16 protein-coding genes are annotated in these 22,928 nt (G+C 67.8%); 8 read left to right on the forward strand and 8 right to left on the reverse strand.

Annotated features, from left to right (window positions below):
• Positions 1–16 precede the first annotated feature (16 nt).
• Together DEO45_RS11020 and DEO45_RS11025 are read left to right on the forward strand one after the other, a co-directional pair.
• Positions 17–1,159, forward strand: coding sequence for an efflux RND transporter periplasmic adaptor subunit (locus DEO45_RS11020; RefSeq protein WP_114343480.1), 1,143 nt, complete (start codon positions 17–19; stop codon positions 1,157–1,159).
• A complete protein-coding gene (locus DEO45_RS11025) occupies positions 1,156–4,275 on the forward strand; it encodes an efflux RND transporter permease subunit (protein ID WP_114343482.1) in 3,120 nt (1,039 codons plus the stop codon). The genes DEO45_RS11020 and DEO45_RS11025 overlap by 4 nt, the downstream gene beginning before the upstream one ends.
• A 9-nt stretch (positions 4,276–4,284) precedes the next feature.
• Here the strand turns inward: DEO45_RS11025 and DEO45_RS11030 are convergent, their stop codons facing one another.
• From DEO45_RS11030 to DEO45_RS11065, 8 genes are all read right to left on the reverse strand, one after another.
• Entirely contained in the window at positions 4,285–5,073 is a 789-nt protein-coding gene (locus DEO45_RS11030) for an N-acetylmuramoyl-L-alanine amidase (RefSeq protein ID WP_114343484.1), read from the reverse strand.
• A gap of 89 nt (positions 5,074–5,162) precedes the next feature.
• Entirely contained in the window at positions 5,163–6,212 is a 1,050-nt protein-coding gene (locus tag DEO45_RS11035; RefSeq protein WP_114343486.1) for a serine hydrolase domain-containing protein, read from the reverse strand.
• A gap of 107 nt (positions 6,213–6,319) precedes the next feature.
• Positions 6,320–7,138, reverse strand: coding sequence for a M15 family metallopeptidase (locus DEO45_RS11040; protein ID WP_114343488.1), 819 nt, complete (start codon positions 7,136–7,138; stop codon positions 6,320–6,322).
• Positions 7,135–8,652, reverse strand: a complete 1,518-nt coding sequence (locus tag DEO45_RS11045) for a serine hydrolase (protein ID WP_114343490.1) — start codon at positions 8,650–8,652, stop codon at positions 7,135–7,137. The genes DEO45_RS11040 and DEO45_RS11045 overlap by 4 nt, the downstream gene beginning before the upstream one ends.
• 217 nt (positions 8,653–8,869) lie before the next feature.
• Positions 8,870–10,081, reverse strand: a complete 1,212-nt coding sequence (locus DEO45_RS11050; protein WP_114343492.1) for a dipeptidase — start codon at positions 10,079–10,081, stop codon at positions 8,870–8,872.
• Positions 10,078–11,346 carry a diaminopimelate decarboxylase gene (gene lysA, locus DEO45_RS11055; RefSeq protein WP_114343494.1) on the reverse strand — a complete coding sequence of 423 codons (1,269 nt, stop codon included), beginning with the start codon at positions 11,344–11,346 and terminating at the stop codon, positions 10,078–10,080. Before lysA ends, DEO45_RS11050 begins: the two co-directional genes overlap by 4 nt.
• 61 nt (positions 11,347–11,407) lie before the next feature.
• On the reverse strand, positions 11,408–14,422 hold the full coding sequence (locus DEO45_RS11060) for a TonB-dependent receptor (protein WP_114343497.1): 3,015 nt from the start codon (positions 14,420–14,422) through the stop codon (positions 11,408–11,410).
• Between the two features lie 54 nt (positions 14,423–14,476).
• Positions 14,477–16,003 (reverse strand): transglutaminase-like domain-containing protein, encoded by a 1,527-nt coding sequence (locus DEO45_RS11065; protein WP_114343499.1) that lies wholly within the window; start codon positions 16,001–16,003, stop codon positions 14,477–14,479.
• A 161-nt stretch (positions 16,004–16,164) separates the two neighbouring features.
• On the opposite strand from DEO45_RS11065, the gene DEO45_RS11070 reads away from it, so the two are divergent.
• The 6 genes from DEO45_RS11070 (at position 16,165) to DEO45_RS11095 (ending at position 22,926) form a co-directional block, all read left to right on the forward strand.
• A complete protein-coding gene (locus DEO45_RS11070; RefSeq protein WP_114343501.1) occupies positions 16,165–17,322 on the forward strand; it encodes a DUF819 domain-containing protein in 1,158 nt (385 codons plus the stop codon).
• A gap of 27 nt (positions 17,323–17,349) precedes the next feature.
• On the forward strand, positions 17,350–18,753 hold the full coding sequence (locus DEO45_RS11075) for an SH3 domain-containing protein (RefSeq protein ID WP_114343503.1): 1,404 nt from the start codon (positions 17,350–17,352) through the stop codon (positions 18,751–18,753).
• Between the two features lie 53 nt (positions 18,754–18,806).
• Complete coding sequence (locus tag DEO45_RS11080) at positions 18,807–19,904, forward strand: dipeptide epimerase (protein WP_114343505.1); 1,098 nt, start codon at positions 18,807–18,809, stop codon at positions 19,902–19,904.
• 2 nt (positions 19,905–19,906) lie between these two features.
• Positions 19,907–20,764 carry a MurR/RpiR family transcriptional regulator gene (locus DEO45_RS11085; protein ID WP_114343862.1) on the forward strand — a complete coding sequence of 286 codons (858 nt, stop codon included), beginning with the start codon at positions 19,907–19,909 and terminating at the stop codon, positions 20,762–20,764.
• 150 nt (positions 20,765–20,914) lie between these two features.
• Positions 20,915–21,694, forward strand: a complete 780-nt coding sequence (locus tag DEO45_RS11090; protein ID WP_114343508.1) for a L,D-transpeptidase family protein — start codon at positions 20,915–20,917, stop codon at positions 21,692–21,694.
• Positions 21,691–22,926, forward strand: a complete 1,236-nt coding sequence (locus tag DEO45_RS11095) for a dicarboxylate/amino acid:cation symporter (RefSeq protein ID WP_114343510.1) — start codon at positions 21,691–21,693, stop codon at positions 22,924–22,926. Before DEO45_RS11090 ends, DEO45_RS11095 begins: the two co-directional genes overlap by 4 nt.
• Positions 22,927–22,928 lie beyond the last annotated feature (2 nt).

Below are 22,928 nucleotides of genomic sequence, written 5' to 3' on the forward strand. Positions count from 1 at the left end.
TTCGGCGCCGTGCCTGATGCCATGGCGTCCCGCGGCGTTCCTGCTCGCGCTGGGCGCGTTGCTTGGTGCGGCCGGCTGTTCCTCCAGGCCCGAAGCGCAGCACGCTGCAGTGTCCGATACGCCGCAGAACGTGACGATGACGCCGGCGCAGCGCCAGCGCATCCACCTGTTCACCGTCGCGCCGGCCAGCTTCCATCGCGCGATCGAGACCACCGGCGTGGTGGATTTCGACAACGACCAGGCGACCAGCGTGCTGGCCCCGTTCTCCGGGCCGGTGGCGCGGCTGCTGGTGGCGCCGGGCGACAAGGTGCGCCAGGGCCAGCCGCTGGCGCTGGTGGACTCGCCGGACTTCTCGGCCGCGATCGGTGCCTATCGCAAGGCCCTGGTCAGCGCGCGGAACACCCGCCGGCTGGCCGATATCGACCAGGACCTGCTGCAGCACGAAGGCGTCTCGCGGCGGGAGGCCGAACAGGCGCAGACCGACGCCGCCAGCGCCGAAGCCGATCGGGACGCGGCGCTGCAGGCGCTGGTGGCGCTGCATGTCGATGCCGGCACGATCAAGGCGATCCAGGCCGGCGGCACGGTGGCGCGCGTGCAGGGCATCATCCGCGCGCCGGTCGCCGGCACCGTGGTGGAAAAGCTGATCACCCCCGGCCAGCTGCTGCAGGCGGGCACTACGCCCTGCTTCACCGTGGCCGACCTGTCGAAGGTGTGGGTGATGGCGCAGGTGTCGGCGGCGGAACTTGCCGGGATCAAGGTCGGTGATCCGGCACAGGTCGACGCCGGTGCGCCGGGGACGGCGCTGGCGGGCGTGGTGGACAACATTGCCGCGGTGGTGAACCCGGACACCCGCGCGGTCGCCGCGCGCATCGTGCTCCGCAACCCGGAGGGCGCGCTGCGCAAGCAGATGTACGTGCGCGTGCGGATCCAGTCGCGCCAGGCCGGCGAGGGCCTGCTGATCCCGGCGTCGGCGCTGCTGCGCGATGACGAGAACCTGCCGTTCGTCTACCTCGTCCAGCATGACGGCAGCTTTGCGCGCCGGCACGTCACGGCGGCCCCGCGCACCGGCGACGACTACCTGGTCAGCGAAGGGCTGCAGCCGGGCGACCGGATCGTGGTCGACGGCGCCATCTTCGTGCAGTTCATGCAAAACCAATGAGCGACCAGTTGCCGCCCATGCCGCCGCGCGCGGCGTCGCTGATGAACCGGATCGTCGGTGCCTCGCTGGCGCAACGTTTCCTGATCGCCCTGCTGGTGCTGGTGCTGATCGGCGCCGGCGTGCATGCGCTGCATCGCCTGCCGGTGGACGCCTATCCGGACCTGTCGCCGCCCAGCGTCCAGCTCGTCACGCAGTGGCCGGGGCATACCGCCGAGGAAGTGGAACGGCTGATCACGGTGCCGGCCGAGCGGGGCATGACCGGCATTCCGAAGACCGACAATGTCCGCTCGATCTCGCTGTACGGCCTGTCGGTGGTCACGCTGACCTTCGACATCGGCACGGACAACTATTTCGCGCGCCAACAGGTGTTCAACCGGCTTGGCGACCTCTCCCTGCCCGATGGGGTGAAGCCGTCGGTGTCGCCGTTGTCGTCGCCGTCGGGGCTGATCTATCGCTACGTGCTGCAAAGCTCCGACCGCTCGCCGATGGAGCTGAAGACCTTCGAGGACTGGGTGGTGGAGCCGCAGTACCGCACCGTGGCGGGCGTGGCCGACGATTCGGGTTTCGGCGGCGGCAGCATGCAGTACCAGGTGCTGCTGGATCCGGCGAAGATCGCCGGCGTCGGGCTCAGCGCGCAGCAGGTCAAGGCCGCGCTGGCCGCCAACAACGGCAACGCCGGCGGCGGCTTCTACTCGCAGGGCGGCCAGTTCTACTACGTGCGCGGCGTCGGCCGGCTGCAGACGCTGGAGGACATCGGCAACGCGGTGCTGGCGGTGCACGACGGCAGCCCGGTGCTGGTCAAGGACGTGGGGCGGGTGGTCATCGGCATTGCGCCGCGGCTGGGCCAGTTCGGTTTCGAGAAGCAGGACGACGCGGTCGAGGGTGTGATCTCGCTGCGTACCGGCGAGAAGACCCAGGACGTGCTGAAGCGGGTCGAGGCGAAGACGCAGGAACTCAACGAACAGATCCTGCCGAAGGACATCAAGGTCCATCCGTTCTACGACCGCAGCGACCTGGTCGCGGTGACCACCCAGGTGGTCAGGGACAACCTGCTGCGCGGCATGCTGCTGGTGGTGGTGGTGCTGATCTTCTTCCTGTACGACGTGCGTGCCGGGGTGATCGTGGCGGTCACCATCCCGCTGTCGCTGCTGGTCGCCTTCATCGGCCTGGATCTGCAGGGCGCCTCGGCCAATCTGCTGTCGATCGGTGCGGTGGATTTCGGCATCCTGGTCGATGCGGGGGTGGTGATGGTGGAGAACATCTATCGCCAGCTCGCCGATCGCGAGGGAACGAAATTCAACGTCATCGAGGTGATCCGCGATGCCGCCGCGGAGGTCGATCGTCCGCTGTTCTATGCGGTGGCGGTGATCGTGGTCAGCTTTTTGCCGATCTATGTGCTGTCCGGCCCGTCGGGCATCCTGTTCAAGCCGATGGCGGACACCATGGTGTTCGCGCTGATCGGTTCGCTGGTGGTCACCCTGACCCTGTTGCCGGTGCTGTGTTCGTGGTTCATGCGCAAGGGCGTGCGCGAGCGGCGCAACCGCGCGTTCGAGGCGATCAAGGCGGTCTACATCAAGGGGCTGGATTTCTGCCTCGCCCGCGTATGGGCGACCACTCTAGCCTCGGCGGCGCTGCTGGGCCTCGCGCTGCTGCTGATCCCGCGCATCGGTGCGGAGTTCATGCCGCACCTGGACGAAGGTGCGTTGTGGGTGCGCGCGACCATGCCGTACACCATCTCGTTCGACGAATCGGCGAAGATCGCGCCGCAGATCCGCGACATCCTGCGCTCGTTCCCGCAGGTCACCACGGTCGCCTCGGAGCTGGGCCGGCCCGACGACGGCACCGACTCCACCGGCTTCTTCAACGTCGAGTTCTACGTCGGCCTGAAACCGTATGCGCAGTGGAAGGGTGCGTACCACGACAAGGCCGAGCTGATCGCGGCGATCAACCGCAAGCTGCAGGTCTTTCCCGGCATCACCTTCAACTACACCCAGCCCGCCGAGGATGCGGTGGACGAGGCCGAGACCGGCCTGAAGAGCGCACTGGCGGTGAAGGTGTTCGGTGCGGACCTGGACACGCTGCAGCTGAAGGGCAAGGCGATCAAGCACGTGCTGGAACAGGTGCGCGGCATCCGTGATGTGACCCTGGTGCAGGAGCTGGGCCAGCCGAGCCTGGCCATCACGATCAACCGCGCGGCGATCGCCCGCTATGGCCTGAACGTGGACGACATCAACGGCCTGATCCAGACCGCGATCGGCGGCGACGTGGCGACCCAGGTGATCCAGGGCGAGAAACAGTTCGACCTGGTCGTGCGCCTGGATCGCCCGTACCGCGACAACCCCGAGGAAATCGGCAACATCCTGGTGGCCACGCCGGGCGGCCAGCAGCTGCCGCTGAAGGAGTTCGCCGATATCCGGGTGACCACCGGCGCCTCCTTCATCTACCGGCAGAACAACTCGCGCTACATCGGCGTGCAGTTCTCGGTGGAAGGGCGCGACCTTGCCGGCGCGGTGGAGGATGCGATCGGACAGGTCCACGCGAAGGTGAAGTTGCCGAGCGGCTACCGGCTGGACTGGGGCGGCGAATACAAGGAATACACCGCCTCGCGGGCTCAGTTGAACCTGGTCGTGCCGCTGACGGTGGGGCTGATCTTCCTGCTGCTGTTCACCCTGTACAGCAACCTCAAATTCCCCTTCATCACCGTGGTCGGCGTGGTGCTGTCGGCGCCGGCCGGCGGCATCATCGCATTGTGGCTGACCGGCACGCCGTTCTCGGTGTCCTCGGGCATCGGCTTCCTCGCGCTGTTCGGCGTCTCGGTGCAGACCGCCGTGGTGTACATCTCCTACGTCAACGAGCTGCGCCGCAATGGCGTCGCGGTGGCCGAGGCGGTCCGCGAAGGGGCGATCCTGCGTCTGCGCCCGATCATGATGACCGCGCTGGTGGCGGCGCTCGGCCTGCTGCCGGCCGCGCTGGCAACGGGCGTGGGCACGGATACCCAGCGGCCGTTCGCCCTGGTCATCGTCAGCGGCCTGTTCACGCGGCTGTTGATCAGCATCTTCCTGATGCCGGCGCTGTACGCGATCGTGGCGCGGCCGGACGACCGGCTGGAAGTGTGAACGGGTAGCTCAGTTTCCCTCATCGCCGGATTCGATCTGCTGCGCCAGGTTGTACAGGATGCGCAGGTCCTCGCCGTCCAGCGCGTCGCTTTCGATGCCGCGGAAGTGGTGGTGGAAGGAGCGCACGGCGGCAGTGCGGTCCTCCAGCGGGTAGCCGACCACGGCCAGCGCCATCCACGGGTCGAAGCCGGCAGGCGGGTCGGCCAGCGCGCCCTGCGGCCATCGTCCGTAGCCGGCGTCGGCCAGGGTTTTCCAGGGAAACAGCGGGCCGGGATCGTCCTTGCGGCCGGGGGCGAGGTCCTCATGGCCGATGATCTGCGTACGCGGGATGCGCAGCCGCGTGGTGAGGTCGGCGAGCAGGCGCAGCAGGCTGTCGATCTGCGGCTGGGCGAACGGCGTGGCGCCGTCGTTGTCCAGCTCGATGCCGATCGAGGCGGAGTTGAGGTCGGTGATGGTGCCCCAGCGCCCGGGGCCTGCCTGCCATGCGCGTAGCTGGTCGGACACCAGCTGGTAGATGCGGCCGTCGGCGCCGACCAGGTAGTGGGCGCTGACCGGGCCGGTGCTGTTGGCGGTGCGCAGGGTGTCCAGGCTCTCCTGCACCGAGTGCTGGTTGGTGAAGTGCAGCACGATCAATACCGGGCGGCGGATGTCGTGGTTCGGCGACGGCACCCACGTCGCCAGCGGGTTGCGCGGCGGCAGCGGGGCGCAGGCGGCGAGCAGGGCGAGCGGGATCAGCAGGCCAGCGATGCGCAGAAGGCGGGACGCAGGGAGTGTCGGGTACATGGCGGTGGGCTTCATGGCTCGTCATTCCAGCTTGACCAGCCCTTCGGCTGTTGAAAAGCGCCTCGCTGGAATGACGGTGCGGGTGAGCGAAAATGGTGGCAGGGTCAATGCAGGTACGGCTGGGCAATCGCCAGCGCGGTGCGGTACGGCTCCGGGTCGTTGCGGTTGCTGAGCAGGATCACCGTGAGGTGCTGCTTCGGCCAGCGCACGATCACGTTGCGGAAGCCGATGCTCTCGCCGGAGTGCCACAGCGTGTCGCCGGTGATGCGCCAGCCGTAGCCGTAGCTGGCCTGGTACGGCTCGCCAGTGATCTTGACGTGCGGGCTGAAAGCGAGCCGGCGCGAGGCGGCGCTGAGCAGGCGGTCGTCGTACAGCGCGGCGTCCCACCTGGCCAGGTCGTCGATCGAGGAGTAGATGCCGCCGTCGCCGCGGGTGGCGCTGGTGACGCTCTGGTCGGTGCGCGTCCAGCGGCCGTGTTCCTCGCTGTAGCCGTAGGCGCGGTTCGCCACTTCCGGCCCCTTGCCGTGCTCGTAGAGCAGGGTATGGTCCATGTGCAGCGGCTGGAAGATGCGCTGCTTGAGGTACGACGGCAGCCCGATGCCGGAGGCGCGTTCCACCACCAGGCCGAGCAGCACGTAGCCGGAGTTGCTGTAGCGGTACGCGCTGCCCGGCGCGAAATAGGTCTTCGGCGTAGCCGAGAGCATGCGCAGCACGTCGTCGTCGCTGACCTGGGCTGTGGTGCCTGGCGGGATCAGGTCCTCGTAGTCGACCAGGCCGCCGGTGTGGGTGAGCAGCTGGCGCAAGGTGACGGTGGACGTTGTCTCCGGCAGCGAAGGCAGCCAGCGGCGCACCGGGTCGTCGAGGTCGAGCCGGCCGTGCTCGGCCAGCAGCAGGATCGCCGCGGCGGTGAACTGCTTGCTCACCGAGGCGAGCCGGTAGTTGGTGGCCGGCGTGGCCTTGTCGCCGTCTTCGAGGTTGGCCATGCCGTAGCCGCGGCGCACGATCGGCCTGCCGTCCTTGAGCACCAGCAGCGAGGCGCCGGGCACGTCGCCGGCGTAGCGCGCCATCAGCGCGTCGGTCGGGTCGACCGGCTTGGTGCCCGAACCGCAGCCGACGAGCAGGATGGCAGCAAGGCCGATGAACAATCTGGGCAAGGCAGAGATCCCCCGGTTGATCAATGTGTAGGGCGGGCAAGGCCCGCCGTGTTTGCGGAGCGCGTGGGACGGGTCGAAGGGCCGGCGGGCAGTGCCCGCCCTGCGGGTCATTGCACCGGCACGTCGTAGAGCGTGTGCGGCGTGGGTTCGGGCGTGAAGGTGTAATGCCACCATTCCATTGGATAGTTGCGGAAGCCCTCGCGCGCCATCGCGTCGCGCAGCAGCAGGCGGTTCGCGTGCTGCGCGGCGGTGATGCCGGGCGCATCGGTGTGGGCGCGCACATCGAAGAAGTCGAAGTCGGTGCCCATGTCCAGCGGCGCGCAACGGGTGCCGTCGGCGGCGCAGCGTTGCAGGGTGAGGTCGGCGGTGGCGCCGCGGCTGTGGCCGGAGACCGGTGCGATGTAATCGCCGAGCAATTTCGACTTGTCCAGCGTGGGGTAGTGCTGCGGCTTGGTGCGCTGATCGGTCAGGTCGTGCGCCCAGCGTACGAAGTGCGCCACCGCGCGGGCGGGGCGGTAGCAGTCCCAGATCTTCAGGCGCAGCTGCCGCGTGCGCAGTTCGCGCTCGACCCGCGCCAGCGCTTCGGCGACCGGACGCAGCAGCAGGCACTTCGGTGCCAGGTAGCCATCGACCGGCGCGCCCACGAAGTTGTCGTGGCCGGCGTACTTGATGTCCTCGGCGATGTCGGGCACCAGCGTGCGGATGTCGACCAGGTTGGCCGCGGCGGCGGTCGTTGCCGGCGACAGGGCGGGTGGCTGATCCGCGCGGGCGGCTCCGCCAAGGGCGACGAGCAAGGCGAACACGATGAGATGCGCGGCTTTTGCGGGAGCGCGCTTGCGGGCGATGCTCCTGCTCTGCAGCCCCAAGGAAAGAGCATCGCCCGCAAGCGCGCTCCTGCCGGTAGTCATGGACGATGGGTTGGTCATGGATGGCAGCTCCCCACGCGGTGGAAGTCGAGGTCTTCGTAGTCGGAACTGAAGTCGCCCAGCGGATCGAGCTTGGCCATGCGCAGGGAGACCGGCTGCTGCCCGGCGGCGGCACGGAAATCCAGCCAGGCGTCGAGGTCGGCCGAGTCGTCCCAGTGCACCAGGTAGCGGTCGCCCAGGCGCATCACGGTGCCGGCCAGCGTCGGCGACTTCGCGGCGGCGAAATGCATCGTGCCATCGCGCGGGCACAGCGTGACGTCGCCGAACCATGGGTCGCGATACTGCCCGCTCCAGCGCGCAAGTTCGGCGGCGCTGGCCGGCTGCAGGCGCGAAGTGTCCGGGGCGGACGTTGCCGCCGGCCTCTGTTTCGCCCGCTGCTCCAGCGCGTCGGCGTACCAGTCCACGCCGCGACGGTCGTCCGGCGCGGTGAAGTGCTTCATCAGCACCTCGCCGAGCACGGTGCGCGCGTCGCCGGCGTCGCCATTGATCATGAACACGAAGCCGCTGCCGCGATCCGGCAGCAGGGCCAGCATCGAGTACATGCCGTTCAGCGTTCCGGTGTGCCACACGCTCCACTGGCCGTCGACGTCGGCCATGCGCCAGCCGTAGCCGTAGGCCATCACGTGGGTGTGGTCCCACGCGCGGCGTTGCGCGGAGACCGGGATCAACATGTGCGGCGCCTGCAGCACGTCGCGCTGCACCGGCGACAGCCACTGCAGCTGCGCGTGGGTGGGCGCCAGCCAGTTGCGCGCCCACGCCAGCATGTCGGTGAGGTCGCAGCGGATGCCGCCGGCGGCTGCGGAGGTGATCGCGGGGATCGCCGCATCCTCGGCTATCGCCACGTTGCGCCCGCCGTCGCGGCGATGCGGAGTGGCGACGTCGCCGACCGTGTCGCGGTTCCATGCGCCGACCTGGCAGCGGTCCAGCCCCAGCGGCGCGAACACCTCGCTGCGCATCAGCGTTTCGTACGGCGCGCCGCCCGCCGCCGAGGCCACTTCGCCGGCCACCACGTAGAGCAGGTTGTCGTACTGGTACTGCGAACGGAAGCTGTAGCCGGGCTTGATGAAGGCGAGGCCGTGGATGATGTCGGCGCGGGTGAACGCGTTCGGCTCCGGCCACAGCATCAGGTCGCCGCCGCCCTCGGGCAGGCCGCTGGAGTGGGTGAGCAGGTCGGCCACGCGCATGTTCGCGGTCACCCAGGGATCGTGCATGCGGAACTGCGGCAGATACGTCGTCACCGGATCATCCCAGCGCAGCTTGCCCTGGTCGACCAGCCGGCCGAGCAGCGCGGTGGTCATCGCCTTGCTGTTGGAGGCGATCTTGAACAGCGTGCGCGGGGTGATCGGCTGGCCCGAACCGGCGACGGTCTCGCCGGCGGTGCGCACGTAGACGACCTTGCCGTTCTCGATCACGCCGACGGCGATGCCGGGCAGGTGATAGCGTGCGATGGTGGCGTCGACGATCTTGTCGTAGGTCGGCTTGGGAGCAGAGAGAGATTCGGCGCGCACCGGCATGGTCAGTGAAACCAGGCCAAGAAGTGCCGCGCCGGAAAATGCGAGCGAGCAGCGGAGAACCCCCGTCATCCCGGCGAAAGCCCGGATCCCGTGCCGCCGGCTTTTCCCGAAGCGACACCAAGGCGAAAGACCCTGGATCCCGGCTTTCGCCGGGATGACGAATGCCGGTGCTTTCGGGCGGGTATCGACGCCGCTTCTCACCGAAGCCCCCGCGGTGTCAGCGTTGTGCATGGCGCTCCACCTCGCCCCACACGCGCAGCAGGTTGCCGCCCCACAGCTTGGCGATGTCGGCGTCGCTGAAGCCGGCCTTGCGCAGCGCAGCAGTGACGCTGCGGGTTTCACTGGCGTCCTTCCAGCCGGTGATGCCGCCGCCGCCGTCGAAGTCGGAGGCGAGGCCGACGTGGTCGATGCCGGCCACCTGCACCATGTGCCGGATCTGTTTCACGTAGTCGTCCAGCGTGGCCAGCGGGTATTGCTTCTGGATCTCGGCCATGCCCGCTTCCATCTCGGGCCGGTAGTCGTCGTTGTCGCTGTCGTATTCCTTCTCGCCGGCCTGTTTCGCCACGGCCGCCTGCAATTTTTTCTCGGCGGCCTCGCGGCCAGGATCCTTCTTCAGGAATTCCTTGTAGGCGACGGCATCGATCACGCCGCCCCTGGCGGCGATCGCGCGCAGCAGGTCGTCGGGCAGGTTGCGCGGGTGGTCGAGCACGGCGCGGGCGCCGGAGTGCGAGGCGTAGATCGGTGTCGTGGAAACCTTGAGCGCATCGCGCACGCAGTGGTCCGAGGCGTGCGAGATGTCGACCAGCATGCCGAGCTGGTTGGCGCGTTTCACCACGGCGCGGCCGAAGTCGCTCATGCCGGTGTCGGCCGCGCTGTTCATCGCCGGCTCGCCGTGCTCGGTGTCGGGCAGCGAGCTGGTGCACAGGTCGTTGTTGCCGACGTGGACCAGGCCGACCGAACGGGCGCCGCGGTCGAATGCGGCGTCGAGGCGGCGGAGGTCGTGGCCGAGCGAGTAGGCGTTCTCGATCTCGATGGTCGCCGAGAGCAGGCCGGCCTTGTGGTTGGCCACAAGCTGCTCCGGTGTGGTGGCCAGGCGGATGCGGTCGGGATACATCATCAGCATGCGGCCGATGCCGTCGTATTTCTGGCTGGCCTGTTGCACTGCCTTGGCGTAGCCGGCGGCGTCGAGCTGGTGCTGCGGCACCCAGACCACGAAGAACGCCGCGTCGAGGCCGCCGCGCTCCATCTTGCCCAGGTCGACCAGCAGCCGGGTGTCCTTGCCGGCGTCGAAGCGCGGCTCGGCCATGTAGGTGAACGGGATATCGACGTGCGTGTCGATGGTGACCGGCGGGTCCTGCGCGGCCTGCGCGTTCAGTGCGGCGGGCAGCGCCAGGGCGGTGAGAAGGGCGAGGCGGACGGTCAGGTTCATGCGGTTTCCCAATTCCGTGCCGGCTGCTCGCCGGCGATCATGTCCTCGAAGTGCTGCCGACGGCGCACCACGGCGTAGCGGCCCTGGTCGAGCAGCACCTCGGCCGCCAGCGGCCGCGAGTTGTAGGTGGAGGCCATCGACGCACCGTACGCGCCGGTGGCCCTGATCAGCAAGAGGTCGCCGGCCGCGCATTCGGGCAGCTCGCGGGCACGGGCGAAAGTATCGCCGGTTTCGCAGACCGGGCCGACGATGTCGTAGGTGGTCGGCGGGCGCGGCTCGTCCGTCACCGGCACGATATCGTGCCAGGCGTCGTACAGGCTGGGTCGCTGCAGGTCGTTCATCGCCGCGTCCAGCACCAGAAAGCGCCGCTCGGTGCCTTGCTTGATGCGCAAAACCCGGGTCAGCAGCACGCCGGCCTCGGCCACCAGCCAGCGGCCCGGCTCCAGCAGCAGGCGGCCGCGATAGCCGGCCAGCGCTTCGCGGATCGCGTCCACGTAATCGGCGGCGGCGACCGGCCGGTCCACGCCTGCGCGGTAGCACACGCCGAGGCCGCCGCCCACGTCGATGCTGTTGACCGGATGGCCGGCCTGTTCGAGTTCGCGCCAGAACGCGGTGACCCGCTGCAGCGCGAGCCGGAACGGGTCCAGGCTGAGGATCTGCGAACCGATGTGCACGTGCAGGCCGTCGAGCTGCACGTGGGTCAGCGCCTTGCGATCGGCGAACCAGCGGCGCGCCTCGTCGATGCCGACGCCGAACTTGTTCTCCGACTTGCCGGTGGAGATCTTCGCGTGGGTCTGCGCGTCCACGTCGGGGTTGATGCGCACGGCGGCGCGCGCAGTCACTTCCTGCGCCTTCGCGACCCGCTGCAAGGTGTGCAGTTCGTCCAGCGATTCGACGTTGAAACGCAGGATGCCCACGTTCAGCGCGCCGGCGATCTCGTCGGCGCTCTTGCCGACGCCGGAGAACACGATGCGCTCGGCCGGCATGCCGGCGTTGAGCGCGCGGCGCAGTTCGCCGACCGAGACGATGTCGGCGCCGACGCCGGCGTTCGCCATCAGCTGCAGGATGGCGAGGTTGGGGTTGGCCTTCACCGCGAAGCAGATCGTGGCGTCGAGGCCGGCGAGTGCGATTTTGAGATCGCCGATGCGCTGGCGGATCGAACTGGTGGAATAGGCGTGCAGGGGGGTGCCCTCGCGCTGTGCGAGGGCCGCCAGGTCGACGCCCTCGCATGTTCCTCCAGTGATGGAGGCCTGATGTTCCTGCATGTTGCTGTCCCGGAAAAAGCGGCGGCCCGATCGGCGGGCCGCCTAGGGAGGGAAGCTTGGGTCAGTAGGTGTAGGTCACGACCAGCTGCACGTAGCGCGGCGATTGCCAGTTGGTGCCTTCGCCGAAGTAGGGCATCTTGGTGCCGGGTGCGCTCTCGTAGCGGGAATGCAGGTTGATCATGGTCTGCCGGTTGAGCAGGTTGTAGACGGAGAGGCGCGCCTTCAGGTCGATGTCCTTCACCGGCAGCGTCCAGGTCACGTTGGCGCCCAGGTTCCAGTACCACGGCATGCGGCCGAACGCGCCGCGTGGGCTGTAGGTGAGCTGCCGCGTACGCCAATCGGAGCAATTGTTTGTCGGCGAACTCGTGCACAGCCAACCTGAGCCACCACCGCTGTATTCGCCGGGTCCACCCGCCGAGCGGTTGTCGTTGGGCCAGACCACGCCGAAGGCCGTGATCGGTCCGCCCGAGCGCGCGAACAGCGTCGATCCGAAGCTCCACATGTCATTGAGCTTGTAACTGCCGTTCAACTTGATCTGGTGGCGATAGTCGTTGAACGTGGGGCCGAAGCGCTCGTTCACCGCCGGATGGTCGTAGTACTGCACCAGACTGGTGTCGTTGTAGCCGGTATCAGAGTTCACCGGGCCTTCGATATTGCCCTCGCTCTTGGACCAGATGTAGCTGGCGTTGAAGGCCCACTTGCCGTCCCAGGCGCGGTCCAGCTGCAGCTCGACCGCCTTGTAGGTACGCCGCGGCTTCTTGTAGCCCATGATGGCGCCGCTGCCCGACGCCTTGTAGCCATCCTTCGAGGTATCGAAGGTGACCCAGTTGTTGGTATCGGGGCACCACAGGGTGGCCTTTTCGCCCGGGTTGAGGATGGGCCAGTCGCCGGAGTACCACGGGCAGCCGTCGACGTGGTTGATGCGCACGTCTTCCACCGCGCGGGTCATCTTGCGGTAGGTGACGTTCACGCCGTACGACCAGGTCTGGTTGATCGCCTGCTGGAAGCCCAGGATGTACTCGTCCTGGAACACCTGCTTCAGGTCGCGGTCGACCGCGGTGCGGACGTCGTCGGGCGCGGGCGTGTTCCCGTCGGTATTGACCGGGCCGAGCTGGGCGCCGAGCTTCGGGAAAAGATAGGGGGCGCCGGTCACCGGGTCGTTCTTCTGGGTCCAGCCGTCGAGTGCGTAGTAGGTATGCTCGTCGGTGGTGCCGCCGCCGAAATAGTCGGTGAGTTTGTTGGTCAACGGGATGTAGTAGCGCCCCGCATTGCCAAATACCTTGGTGCTGCCGTCGCTCTTGACGTCCCAGCTGAAGCCCATGCGTGGGGAGATCATGTCGCTGAACTCGGCTTTGGCGAAGGTCGCGCCCGACGCCAGCTTGTTGTGGAACTTGTCCGCACGCACGCCGAGGTTCAGCAGCAGGTTGGGGGTGACGCTCCAATTGTCCTCCACGTAGAACGCCTGCGCCTTGGTGCTGACCGGGGCACCGGTGACGTAGCGGCGCGCATCGACGATGGCCGTGACGCCGGCGGGAACCACGGCGCCGTTGGGCAGTATGCCGCCGGGAGTGGCGGCTTGGGCCTGATAACTCGCCCCGTCGCCCGGATACACCCTCGAGCTCTTCGAATCCATGAGCTCCTGGTCAAGGCCGAAGCGCAGCAGGTGGTTGCTGAGGGTCCATTCGAAGTCGAGTCGCGCCGCCTTGCGCTGGTCGTAGCGGTTGCTGATGCTGCTGTTGCTCGGGTGGCAGCCTTCCTGCGCGGTCTTCGGCCCGAACGCGGCGGTATAGCTGCTCGAGCGGGTGACAATGCTGCACTCGGCGTCCCACGGGCTGCTGCTGGTGGCGCTGCGCTTGTTCACGCCATACATTGCCTTGGCGACGAAATTTTCGCCAAGATGGCCGGTGTAGGTGAGCGAGCCGTTGTCGCCGCCGGAACCCGAAGTGCTCTCGCCCTGCTTTTTGCCGAACGCGGAGGAGTCCCAGGTGTAGTCGTACTTGCTGGTGGTCGCGTCGGCCTTGTCGGAGAACGCCAGCAGCTCCAGCAAGTGGTCATCGTTGATGTGCCAGTCGATCTTGGCACCCCAGAAATTGTTGGCGTCCCTGGTTTTCCAGGCCTCAGAGGTGTCGATGTCCTGCGGCCTGGAATCGCGCCGTTCGTACATGCCGAAGAAGAACAGCTTGTCCTTCACGAGGGCGCCGGACGCCCACACGTTGGCCTTGTAGAGCGGGTTCACGTCGCGACTGGTGCGATCCTGGGAGCTGATTTTCCCGTCGGGATAGAAATGATCCTTTGCCGACGACGCCCACGCTGAGGGTTCCATCGTCACTTCCGCGCCGGCATGGAAGTCGTTGCCGCCGGAACGCGTCACGGCGTTGATGACGCCGCCCGTGCTGCGGCCGAATTCCGCCGAATAGCCGCCGGTCTTGACCTGGAACTCCTCGAAGAATGCAAACGGCACCGTGGAGAAGCCCTGGCGGCGATACGGATCGGTGACGTCGAGGCCATTGATGTAGACGACGTTCTCGGCCACCGACGAGCCGCCAAAGGTGAGGCCGCCGAAGGAGGCGCCCGAGGAGACCACGCCCGGCGCCAGCAGCGCGACCGAGGCCAGGCTCTGATCCACCGGCAGGCGCGCGAGTTCGGCACGGGTAATGTTGGTGGCCGATTCGGTGGAGAACACGTCCACGCGGTTAACCACCTGCGAGCCCATGACCTGGATCGATTGCAGGTTGGTCACGTTGCCGCCGCTGCCCAGGTTGACGTTGGTGGTGCCACCCAGGGACACGGCCACCGACACCGGCGTGCCGACAGCTTGGCCGTCGCGCGATACCTGCAGGCTGTAATCGCCCACTGGCAACTGGGCGACTCGGTAGGTGCCGTCGGCGTTGACCGTGACGGAGCGCGCCTGTCCGGTCGCGGCATTGGTGACGGTGATCTGTGCGCCGGCGTCGGCACGTCCGGCGACGGCGCCGGTGACAGCCTGGGCCAGCACGGGGCCCCCAGCCAGCGACCCCAAGCCTAGGCCGAGCGCCGTGCCAAGTACGGTCCTGCGCAATGTGCGGATGTTGCTCATTTCCCATCTCCCCCCATCGATCCTGTCGATGCCATGTTCATGAAAAGCTGCGGGTTATTTGTCGCCGTGTCCCTGCGCCGCCGGCAGGATCTGCCAGTCGAAGTCGTAGTCCAGTTGGTCGAAATAGATGTTGCCGCCGCGCCACTCGGCCTCGCCGCGCTGCGAGTCCACGTTGTCGGAGCGGAAGTGCCGCTTGGGCGGCTGGAAGCGGCGGCCGAAGTCGTCGTTGAAGGCGATGCGCCAGTTGTCGAGCCCGCCGAGGTAGAACCACTCCAGCGCCTTGTCGTCGCCGGGTGCCGGATGCAGGCGGCCGGTGGTGACGTCCATCGGCACCCAGCCGTAGGGCGGCAGATAGAGGTAGCCCCAGTCGTGGATGTTGCTGTAGCGGCTGCCGTCGTCCGAATACACCATGCCGGACTGCCAGCGCGCGGGGATGCCGTTGAGCCGTAGCAGGGTGATCAGCAGCAGGGTCTGCTGGCCGCAGTCGGCGTGGCCGGCGTGCAGCGCGTAGTCGCTGATGTTGGAGATCGTCGAGTATTCGCGCGCGCCGGCCCAGGGGATGCGGTCGACTGCGGCAAACAGCTTCTGTGCGATGCGGTACGGGTTCTTCTCGTCGCCGACCACTTCATGCGAGAACTTGCGCATCGCGTCGGTGAACACGATGTGCGGCGCGCGCTCGGCCACGAACGGGGCCAGCTCCGGGGTGATGTTTTCCGGCCGCACCCGGTCCGGGTCGATCGGGTGGTATTGCGCCAGCAGGGTCAGCTCGTAGGTGATCGAGAACACCGTCTTCCGGCCGGCCACGGCGGCCTTTTCGAGGTACACCGTGCGCTGCGGTGCCGACTCGGGCGCGATCCGGTGTTGCGCCGGCACGCTGGCCACGTAGCGGATGTCTTCCTGCTGGCCCGGCACCGCCCGTGGATACGGAATCCAGGCGCGCACGGTTTCGCCGGCGGGCACCGCATCGGCATCGACGGTCAGCGTCTGCGTCATGCGCAGGCGGCGCGGCAGCACGCTGCTGCGGTGTTCGGCCAACGCGGCCTTGTAGATCGCGCGCTGCTGGTCGTTCAGCGTTTCCATCGGACCGTCGGTGATCGGCGTCTGCACCGCGCGCCGCGCCACTGCTTCGGGACTGAGCCGGAACAGGTTGCCGGGCGAGCGCTTGAAGTACAGCGTCCTGCCGTCGATGACCTGGTGCTCGAACAGGCCGGCCGCGTTCCACTTCGCGAATTCGGCATCGGTGAGGCCCGGGATCTGCTTGCGCACGCGTGCCTCGACGTCGTCGGCGCCGAGGGTGAAGTCGAGCAGGATGCGGCGCATGCGTTCGCGCTGGAACGCGAGCGCGTCGCGTGTGCCGGCGGGCAGGCCGGGTTGCGCCAGTGCGCCGGCGATCTCCGCCTCGGCCGCCTTGAAGTGGCCGGCGTCGATCTGGGCGATGATGGGCGTGACGACCTTGTCGTTGATGGCGTTGCCGGCGAAGGCGAGCGGTGCGGCGGACAGCAAGGCGAGCAGGGTCACGACGAGGCGCAGGCCACGGGCGTGGCGGCGTATTCCCGATGCGACAGGCAGCAACGTATCCATCGACAAACGTCCCCTGCAATGAATCCCCTGAAACCGCTGTGTAACATGCTTGCAAATGCCGGTCAATAATTTATGCTTTGATCAAAGTTCATAAGAATCAACTATTCCTTGATGGTGCAAGCCGGCCAGCCTGCGAATACCCGCGAACGATCCACGAGGGGATGCCTGTGATCCATACGGTCTGGCCTTACCTGGCGCTGATGCTGCTGGTCGCCGGGCTGTTTCCGGCGATGGAACGCCGCTTCGGCTGGAAGGTGTTTTCGGTGCTGCCGCCGATCGTGCTGACCTATCTGTTCGTCACCACACTGGCGGTTTCCGGGCTGTGGCAGGTCAACGCGGAGATCAAGGCGGCGCAGTCGATGCTGGTGTCGCACCTGGTGCCGGCGTTGCTGTTCCTGCTGATGATCAATTGCGACCTGCGCGCGATCTGGCGGCTCGGCCCGCGGGTGCTCGGCGTGTTTGCCTGCACCTCGATCAGCCTGTTCGTGGCCTTCATCGGCACCTATCTGCTCTATCGCCGCTGGTTGCCCGGCGACGACTGGCAGCCGCTGGCCGCGCTCTCCGGCAGCTGGGTCGGCGGCAGCGCGAACATGATCGCGGTGAAGCAGGCGATCGGCATGTCCGATGCGCATCTGGCAATGTCGTTGCTGACCGATGCGCTGGGCTACTCGATGTGGGTGGTGGTGCTGTTCTCGGTGGCGCGGCTGGCGCCGGCGTTCAATCGCTGGACCCGGGCGCAATCCAGCGGCGACATCCCGCTGGCGCCGGTGAAGACCAAGGCACCGACCACCTACGACAGCGTACTGCTGTGGCTCGGCATGGCGCTGGCGGTGGCGGCGCTGTCGGGCTGGCTGGCCGACTGGCTGCCGGCATCCGGCATGATCAGCGCCACCACCTGGACCATCCTGCTGGCAACCGGCTTCGGCCTGGTGGTGGCGCACACGCCGCTGGCGGAGTTTCCGGGCGCCAGCACGATCTCCAGCGCGATGCTGATCAGCGTGGTGGCGGTGCTGGCCTCGCAGAGCAACTTCCAGGGCATCGCCGCGGCGCCGCTGTACCTGCTGTGCGGCGTCACCATCATCGCGATCCACGCGGTGCTGCTGGTCGGCTTCGCAAAACTATTCCGCTTCGACCTGTACCTGTGCGGGATCTCCTCGCTGGCGCATATTGGCGGGGTGGCGGCCACGCCGATCCTGGCGGCCAGCTATTCCGCCGCGCTGGTGCCGGTCGGTATCCTGCTGGCGCTGCTCGGCTACATCCTGGGCACCGGTTTCGGGCTGGTGGTGGCAACGGTGTTGTCGGCGCTGGCCGGCCCGTGATGCGGCTTCAACATAGGACCTGAGACGATGCGACTTTCCCTGCTTGCCGCCACCGTGTTCGCGCTCGTCTTCGCCAGCGCCACGCTGCAGGCGCGCGAGGCCAACGAAGCGCTGACGGTGCCGCCGTCCGGCGTGCTCGGCGTCGGCGAGGCGCAGCTCGCCCCGGCGTTCTGGATCGGCCTGCAGGCCGATCCGGACCGGGTGATCCTCGACCGCGCGGCGATCGAGGCGCAGAACGCGAGGCTGCTGCAGGTCGATCCGTCGATGCACGACCTGCGCGCGTTGCCGAAGACCTTGAGCCGCGAGCAGGTCGCCGGCTGGATCGAGAAACTGTCCGAGCGGCCGGATCGCCCGTTGTTCGACGTCGACGGCCAGCCGGTGCCGACCGCCACGCTGGATGCCGTGGTCGGCAACCTCGCGCTCGACGCGATCCCAGCGCAGCAGAATACGCGCTACGGCCTGGTGGTGCGCCGCGCTGCGCTGCGCACGTTCCCCACCGCGCTGCGCGTATTCAGCACGAAGGGCGACACCGACATCGACCGTTTCCAGGAGACCGCCGAGTTCCCCGGCACGCCGGTGGCGATCGTGCACACCAGCGCCGACGGCAAGTGGCTGTTCGTGATCAGTCCGCGCTACGCCGCCTGGACCGAGAAAGAGAACGTGGCCGAGGGCAGCGCGGGCGAAGTATTCGGCTACGCCGGCAGGACGCCGTACCGGGTGATCACCGGTGCTGTCGAGCGTACCGTGTTCACCCGCGAGCAGCCGGCGGTATCGCAGCTGCCGCTGGACATGGGCACGCGCGTGCCGCTGGTGACCGACCTGCCGCCGGACCAGCCGGTCAACGGCCAGACGCCGTACGCCGCGCACGTGATCGAACTGCCCTTGCGCAAGGCCGACGGCTCGCTGGGGTTCAGTCCGGCGCTGCTGCAGAAGAACACCGACACGGCGGCCGACTACCTGCCGTTGACCCGCGCCAACATCATCCGCCAGGCGTTCAAGTTCCTCGGCGAGCGCTACGGCTGGGGCCATGCCTACGACGGTCGCGACTGCTCGGGCTTCGTCTCCGACGTGTACCGCAGCATGGGTGTCGAGATGCCGCGCAACACCAGCAGGCAGGCGGTCAGCCCGGCGCTGGAGCATCGCGTGTTCACCGCGAAGGACAGCCGCGAGGCGCGCATCAAGGCCGCGCAGGCGCTGGAGGTGGGCGACCTGGTCTACATCCCCGGCCACGTGATGATGGTGATCGGCCGCCTGCACGGCCAGCCGTACGTGATCCACGACGTGGGCGGCATGAGCTACCGCAAGGCCGACGGCGGCAAGGCGCGGATCAAGCTCAACGCGGTGTCGGTGACCCCGCTGCTGCCGCTGCTCTACAACGACAAGCAAAGCTATGTCGAGCGCATGACCAGCATCGTGCGCATCCGCCGCTGAGTGCGCCGGCACCAAGAAGAAAACCAGGACACGGATTCCATGAAGGCTTGCCCATGAAAATCACCGACATCCAGTTCGGCATGCTGCGGGTGCCGCTGAAGACCCCGTTCAAGACGGCGCTGCGCACGGTCGGCACGGTGGAGGACATCGTGGTGATGGTGCACACCGACTCGGGCCAGGTCGGCTACGGCGAGGCGCCGGCCACCGCGGTGATCACCGGCGACACCCACGGCTCGATCATCGACGCGATCCGCCACTACATCTCGCCGCGGCTGATCGGCCAGGACATCGCCGAGCTCAACCACCTCACCCAGCTGATCCAGTCCTCGATGGAGAAGAACACCAGCGCCAAGGCGGCGGTGGAGATCGCGGTGTACGACCTGTGGGGCCAGCTCTATGGCGCGCCGCTGTACAAACTGCTGGGCGGCGGCGATCCGGTGATCACCACCGACATCACCATCAGCGTGGACTATATCGACAAGATGGTGGCCGATTCGGTCTCCGCGGTGGAGCGCGGCTTCGAGTCGCTGAAGATCAAGGTCGGCAAGGACATCGGCGTCGACATCGAGCGGGTCAAGGCGATCTACGCGGCGGTGCAGGGACGCGCGTTGCTGCGGCTGGACGCGAACCAGGGCTGGACCGCCAAGCAGGCGGTGTACGCGCTGCAGACGCTGGAGGAGGCCGGCATCAAGCTGGAGCTGATCGAGCAGCCGGTGAAGGCGCGCGACCTGGCCGGCATGCGCTACGTCACCGAGCGCGTGCATACGCCGGTGATGGCCGACGAGAGCGTGTTCGGCCCGATGGAGGTGATCGAGCTGATCCGCCTGCGCGCGGCCGACATCATCAACATCAAGCTGATGAAGACCGGCGGCATCTCCAACGCGATCCGTATCGCCGACATCGCCGCGATGCACGGCATCGAGTGCATGATCGGCTGCATGCTGGAGACCTCGATCAGCGTGGCCGCGGCGGTGCACGTGGCGGTGGCGAAGTCGAACGTGATCACCAAGGTCGACCTGGACGGCCCCTCGCTGTGCCAGTTCAACCCGGTCGACGGTGGGGTAATCTTCAACGAGTCGGAAATCTCGGTGACGGACGCCCCCGGACTGGGCATCCGCGAGATCCGCGGTCTGGAGAGGCTGGGGGATTGATGATGTCGGCGCTGGTCAAAATCCGTTCGGAGCGCGACCAGATGTCGGCGGTGGAGCGGCGCATCGCCGACTTCATCCTGGAGAACGCGCAGCTGCTGCGCGACTACTCTTCGCAGCAGCTGGCCAATGCGCTGGGGATCAGCCAGTCCAGCGTGGTCAAGTTCACCCAGAAGCTGGGCTTCAAGGGCTATCCGGACCTGAAGTATTCGGTGGGCGAGGCGATCGCCCGCGCCGACAACGGCGACGCGCCGCAACCCGATGCGGCCAACGACAGTGAGCGCGGCGGCGCATCCGCCGGCAACCTGTGGCGGCGCAAGTCCGAGGCCGAGGAGGCCACCCGGCTGATCAATCCGCCGCAGACGCTGCACGCGATGGCGGCTGCGATCGAACAGGCCGGCCGTACCGGCAAGGTGTTCATCATCGGGCTGGGCGAGGACGACATCCATGCGCGCGGCTTCGCGCTGAAGCTGTCGCTGCTGGGCATCCTTACCGTGCACAACTTCGACACCGCGCGGATGACCGCAAACGTTTCCGCGGCCAGCGCCGGCGACGTGCTGCTGGTGTTCTCCGAGCACGGCAACCATCCGGCGCTGTGCAAGATCGCCCGCTATTTCCGCGAGCGCCGCGGCCAGGTGATCACGGTGACCCGGCACACCGCCAACCCGCTGCGGGCGCTGGCCGACCTCTCCCTGGTGGTGTCCGCGCACGACGAGCTGCCGTACATCCAGCCGCTCTTGTACCAGTCGGCGCTGCAGCACCTGCTCGACGGCGTGTTCGTGCAGTTGTGCGAAGGCCATGACGACCTCCACGCGCAGCTGCTGGCCAACCTCGACCGCATCCAGCTGATGCTGGAGCCGTAGGGACGTGCGCCGCAACAGTGTTTGCCGGGATCGTAGGGCGGGCATTGCCCGCCGCCTTTCCGATACTTCACCGGCGCTTTTTCACGAGAACGGCGGGCAGTGTCCGCCCTACGAGGCCGAGCGCATCTTCACCCTGCAGGACGGAAACCGATGACTGTTCGCCGCCAAACCGTTGTCTTGTGGACGCTCGCCGTCACGCTCGCCGGTGCCGTGCACGCCGGTTCGGCGGCCACGCCCTGGCACGATGCCCGCCAGCTGGTGCTGGTCACCACGGCCGACTGGAACGCCAACCACGGCGAGTTGCGCGCCTTCGAGCGCAGCGGCGACGGCTGGAAGGAGGTCGTCGCGCCCGCGCCGGTGACCATCGGCAAGAACGGTGCCGGCTGGGGCCTGGGTTTGAACGCGCCGCAAACCGGCGGCCCGGTGAAGCGCGAGGGCGACAACCGCAGCCCGGCCGGCGTCTTCCGCATCGGCGAGGCATTCGGCTACGCCGCGCAGGCGGCCACCGCGCTGCCGTACCGCGCGCTCAGCGCCACCGACTGGTGCATGGATGTCAGCGGCACGGCGCAATACAACCGCATCGTCGACGCGAACGTGGTCGGCGCCGACGCGGTGAAGGGTTCCAGCGAACCGATGCGGCGCGACCTGCACGCGAACGGCGACCAGCGTTATCGGCTCGGCTTCGTGATCGAGCACAACGCACAGGCGGCGCCGCAGGGCGGCAGTTGCATCTTCGCGCACCTGTGGAAGTCGCCGGCCGATGCCACCGCCGGCTGCACCGCGATGACGCCCGCGTTGATGCAGAAACTGCTGGCCTGGCTGAAGCCGCAGGATCATCCGGTGTTCGTGCTGCTGCCGCGAGCCGAGTACGAGCGGCTACGCGCGCCGTGGCAGCTGCCGGCACTGGCCGCCGCGGATGTCGCACGGTGAGTGCGACCACGCGGATCCTGATAGGACTGGCCGCCGGCGCCTTGATCGGCCTGCTGCTGGCCGGCTGGAACGAGTCCGTGGCGCTGCAGGTGGCGAACGTGGCGCAGCCGATCGGCAAGCTGTGGCTGAACGCGCTGCAGATGACGGTGGTGCCGCTGGTGCTGGCGCTGGTGGTGGTGGGCGTCAACACCGCCACCGACGCGGCCGCCTCGGGCCGCATCGCGCGCCGTGCGATCGTGGTGTTCATCGTGGTGCTGACCGGCGGCGCGGTGTTCGCTGCGCTGGCCGCTCCGCTGGTGTTTTCGTTGTTCCCGCACAACCCGGCGCTGGTCGCCGCGCTCGACCACGCCAGCGTGCCCGCGGCCGCGCAGACGGCGCCGAACTGGATCGACACGCTGGTGGCGATCGTGCCGAACAACGCGGTCATGGCCGCGGCGCAGAGCGCGATGCTGCCGCTGGTGGTGTTCGCGCTGTTCCTCGGCTTCGCGCTGACCCGGATCGCGCCGGCGCGGCGCGCGCTGCTGATGGAATTCTTCCAGGCGGTCGCCGACGCGATGATCGTGATCGTGCGCTGGGTGCTGTGGATCGCGCCGCTGGGCGTGTTCGCGCTGATCCTTTCCGTGTGCGCGCGCTCGGGCCTGGGCATGCTCAGCGCGCTCGGCGTGTACGTGTTGGCGGAGTGCCTGCTGTATCTCTCGGTCACCGTGATGATGCTGCCGCTGGCGGTGGTGTTCGGCGGCGAGAAGCTGCGCCGTTTCGCGCTGGCGCTGGTGCCGGCACAGGTGGTGGCGATCAGCACGCAGTCCTCGCTGGCCTCGCTGCCGGCGATGCTGGAGAGCGCCGATCGCCGGCTCGGCTATCCGAAGCAGGTGGCCGCGCTGGTGCTGCCGATGGCGGTGAGCCTGTTCCGCCTGACCAGCCCGGTGCAGTACGTCACCTCGGCGGTGTTCATCGCCTGGGCCTACGGCATCGACCTCGGTACCGCGCAACTGCTCGCCGGTGCGCTGCTGGCGGTAGTGATCAGCCTCGGTTCGGTCGGCCTGCCGGGCCAGGTCACCTTCATCGCCACCAACCTGCCGGTGGCGCAGGCGATGGGCCTGCCGCTGAGTCCGCTGGGCCTGATGCTGGCGGTCGACACCATCCCCGACGCACTGGCCACGCTGGGCAACGTCACCGGCGACCTCACCGCCACCAGCGTGGTGGCCCGGCAGTCGCGGCGCGACCTCGCCTGAGC

The organism is Rhodanobacter denitrificans (genome assembly GCF_003335105.1).
Lineage (GTDB): Bacteria > Pseudomonadota > Gammaproteobacteria > Xanthomonadales > Rhodanobacteraceae > Rhodanobacter > Rhodanobacter denitrificans_A.